Source organism: Terriglobales bacterium (assembly GCA_035937135.1).
Lineage (GTDB): Bacteria > Acidobacteriota > Terriglobia > Terriglobales > Acidobacteriaceae > DASYVL01.
In genome coordinates this window covers 1-2,776 of record DASYVL010000031.1, presented here as the reverse complement: position 1 = coordinate 2,776, position 2,776 = coordinate 1, and the positions used below count along the sequence as shown (strand labels likewise).

Annotated in this window: 4 protein-coding genes; 1 reads left to right on the top strand and 3 read right to left on the bottom strand. The window is 63.3% G+C overall.

The window, feature by feature from the left end; translation table 11 throughout:
* Positions 1 to 433: 433 nt before the first annotated feature.
* The 3 genes from VGQ94_01530 to VGQ94_01520 form a co-directional block, all read right to left on the bottom strand.
* Positions 434 to 883: a VOC family protein gene (locus VGQ94_01530; protein ID HEV2021188.1), complete on the bottom strand. Its 450-nt coding sequence runs from the start codon at positions 881 to 883 to the stop codon at positions 434 to 436.
* Positions 884 to 963: 80 nt separating this feature from the next.
* A complete protein-coding gene (locus VGQ94_01525; GenBank protein ID HEV2021187.1) occupies positions 964 to 1,812 on the bottom strand; it encodes a hypothetical protein in 849 nt (282 codons plus the stop codon).
* A 45-nt stretch (positions 1,813 to 1,857) separates the two neighbouring features.
* Positions 1,858 to 2,043, bottom strand: a complete 186-nt coding sequence (locus tag VGQ94_01520) for a hypothetical protein (protein ID HEV2021186.1) — start codon at positions 2,041 to 2,043, stop codon at positions 1,858 to 1,860.
* Positions 2,044 to 2,287: 244 nt separating this feature from the next.
* Here VGQ94_01520 and VGQ94_01515 point away from each other — a divergent pair, with 244 nt between their 5' ends.
* Positions 2,288 to 2,728 (top strand): SgcJ/EcaC family oxidoreductase, encoded by a 441-nt coding sequence (locus VGQ94_01515; protein HEV2021185.1) that lies wholly within the window; start codon positions 2,288 to 2,290, stop codon positions 2,726 to 2,728.
* Positions 2,729 to 2,776 lie beyond the last annotated feature (48 nt).

The window sequence follows — 2,776 nt, the reverse complement described above, 5'->3', positions numbered from 1 at the left end:
ACTCATTTAGAGTCATCATAAATTCGGTATTGTCTGTACAGGTTGACCCAAACTGGTGGCCCCTTGCGGTAGGGCCAAAGCGGCAAGCGAACCTGGCGGGGCTCAGAAGCCAGTATCTCGCTAGACCTGCACACGCGTCTCCCGGAAGGCACGACATCTATTTGTTGTTTCTGTCAGATTTGACCCGCTTAGTCGCGACGTACCGAACCGAATTTATACATGTACTCGCGGACGTTGATGAGTGGATTGTGCGGCTTGAGAGCATTCGCCTCCCGCGCAATCTTGTGGGACATATGAATTTACCGAATTCATACGATACGCAGAGAATAGACTTGGCATATTCGAACCTGCCGAGCGCTTTTAGCCAACTTCAAAAAGCCGGAATTGCCTTGCTGATCCCATAGAATCCGCTGCAACCTCGGGGGGGGCAGGATCATGTCCCCGGTGCCGACTTCTTCTTCTCGCCCAGCCGCTTCTCCCAGGCCTCGTGCTCGGGCTTTCCCCAGTGTCCCACCAGGACCACATGGCCGTCCGGGTCCTTAAGCATGATCTCGCCGCTCGACATGTACTCGGGATACTGGATGGGCGGGACCTCCACGCCCCCGGCCACGAGGTGGTCGCGCAGGCCCGGCGGGTCGGGGGTGTACATGTAGAGCAGGAAGCGATCAGGTCCGGAGCCGGGGAGCGGGACCCTCTCCTCTACCTCTGTCTTCAGGAACATGAGCGCGCCGCCCTCGCAATGCATCCGCGCCCAGGTGGGAGGCCGGCCGCCCTCGCCGTCCGTATCAATCGTCTCGAATCCCAGCAGCTCGTAGAAGCGCAGCGAGCGGGCGACGTCGGCCACGTGCAGCGACGGGGTGGAGTAACCGGCTTTGGCAGTCATGGCGGGGGATTGTAGCGGGAAGCAGTGGAGAGCGGCGAGGGGCGAATCCGGGCATCCGCGCCGATCCGCGGCAAAAGAAGCTACTGCTTGCCGTTCTTGCCGTTGGCCTCGTTGAGGACGCGGTCCACGGTCTTCTCCATGTTGGAGAGGAAGCTCTCGGGAGGCTGGGTGCGGCCGATGCCCTGCAGGGCGAAGTCCCAACTGTCAGGGACGAGCTGCACGCGCACCGCCTGGCGCGCCGGCTCGGGGGCCAGCAGGTAGGCGAACCACAGCAGCGCTGCGAAGGTGTAGGCGCCGCTGCTGATGAGGGTATAGGCGGAGTCGCCGGGCACTCCGAGCTGCGCCCGCAACGAGACCAGGGTGAGGCTGACGGCGGCGTAGCCGCCGAAGCCGGCGGCGATGCCGAATAGGTGGCTGCGCCAGGAGAGTCCGAGCTGCGGCGAGAAGAAGAGCATGAGGATCAGCAGGCCGCACTGCATCATGCGGATGCTGCGCTCCAGGCTCAAGATGGCGGTAATGAGCGGGCTCTGGCCGGCGGGCGCGGAAAGCGCGGTGATCACCGCCACCAGCAGCAGCACCAGCGCCGCCCAGCGGAAGATCATGGAGCCCAGCCCGCGCAGAGCCGCGTAGGGGCGGAAGGCGTGGAAGAAAACCTCGTACAGCACAGTCACACCCAGGCCGATGCCCAGCGCGCTCGTGACCCAGTAGGCGTAGAAGTAGTCCGCGTACACGCCGCGCTGGTGGAGCGCGAACAGCAGCGGCGCCGACACCGCCTGGAAGGCGGCGTAGGAGAAAAAGAATGGGAACTCCGGCTGCAGCTTGCGCCGTACCATGGTAAGGACCACGGCGAGCGAAAACGCCCAGCCGCCCATCCAGAGCGCGTATTTTAGTAGCACCAGGGCCATATGCGGATGCAGGGCGCAAAGCATAGTCCTTCCGCCCTACCTCCTGTCAAGCCCTAGTTTGAGCCCCCCCTACTTTTGGGCTGGAGCCGTCGGAGAGACCGGCATCGGGCACTTGGGGTTCCTGGGGTCGCACAGCGGCACCGGCGAAGGGCCTTCCTGAAGGCCCATCTGAGCCTTGGTGGTGGCCGGAGCAGCGGCCGCGACGCAGGCCGCCAGCAACAGCGTGGCGGTCACAATGCGGAAAAGGTTCTTCATGTTGTTAGTTCCTCCTACCTAGAGTGGGAATGCCGGGTCAGTATAGGGGCAATTCCGGAAACGACAAAGCGTTTTCTTGCAACCACTTGCAGCCGGAGGTGAAGGGATGCGAGGTGTCCCTTTGTAGCCCCCGCCCCCGGTCTTTGGTGCGGGACAGGTGACCAAAGTCCAGCGACTACAAGAGATTGCGCCGCCGGGGGAATCGTTCTATGCTAGGCGCGATTTCCTCCCCCGTGGCGCAGCCATGGCTCCCATTCGCACCACCGCGAACGACGAGGATGTGGAAGTCGCCATCTACCGGCTGAGCGAGGAGTGGACCACCCTGTGGAACTCCGGCCAGCTGGACAAGGTGGTGGACCTCTACACCAACGACGCCCTCTACCTGCCCGCGCACGCCAGTCCCATCCACGGACGGAAGAACATCCGGGAGTACCTGCGCGAGCCCATGCGCCAGGGCGCGACCGATTTCACCTTGCGCATTGACTTCATCCAGCGCGCCGGGAACCTGGCCTACGACGTGGGGCACTACTCCATCCAGCTGCCGCAGGAGGATGGCTCGAAGAAACTCGATCAGGGAAGATATCTCGTGGTGTGGCAGCGCCAGGAGGCGGGCGAGTGGCGCATGGCGGTGTTCGCCGCCCAGTCCAGCGAAGAGCCCTGGCAGCAGAAGCCTGCCAGCCGCTAGCTTCGAAGGATGGGATTCGGGTCGGGATTGCGCCGCGATGGTGTACGC

What these genes read in the sequence shown, in the direction of transcription:
- VGQ94_01530 (HEV2021188.1), bottom strand. Translation starts at nt 883, where the DNA reads ATGACTGCCAAAGCCGGTTACTCCACCCCGTCGCTGCACGTGGCCGAC.
- VGQ94_01525 (HEV2021187.1), bottom strand. Translation starts at nt 1,812, where the DNA reads ATGCTTTGCGCCCTGCATCCGCATATGGCCCTGGTGCTACTAAAATAC.
- VGQ94_01520 (HEV2021186.1), bottom strand. Translation starts at nt 2,043, where the DNA reads ATGAAGAACCTTTTCCGCATTGTGACCGCCACGCTGTTGCTGGCGGCC.
- VGQ94_01515 (HEV2021185.1), top strand. Translation starts at nt 2,288, where the DNA reads ATGGCTCCCATTCGCACCACCGCGAACGACGAGGATGTGGAAGTCGCC.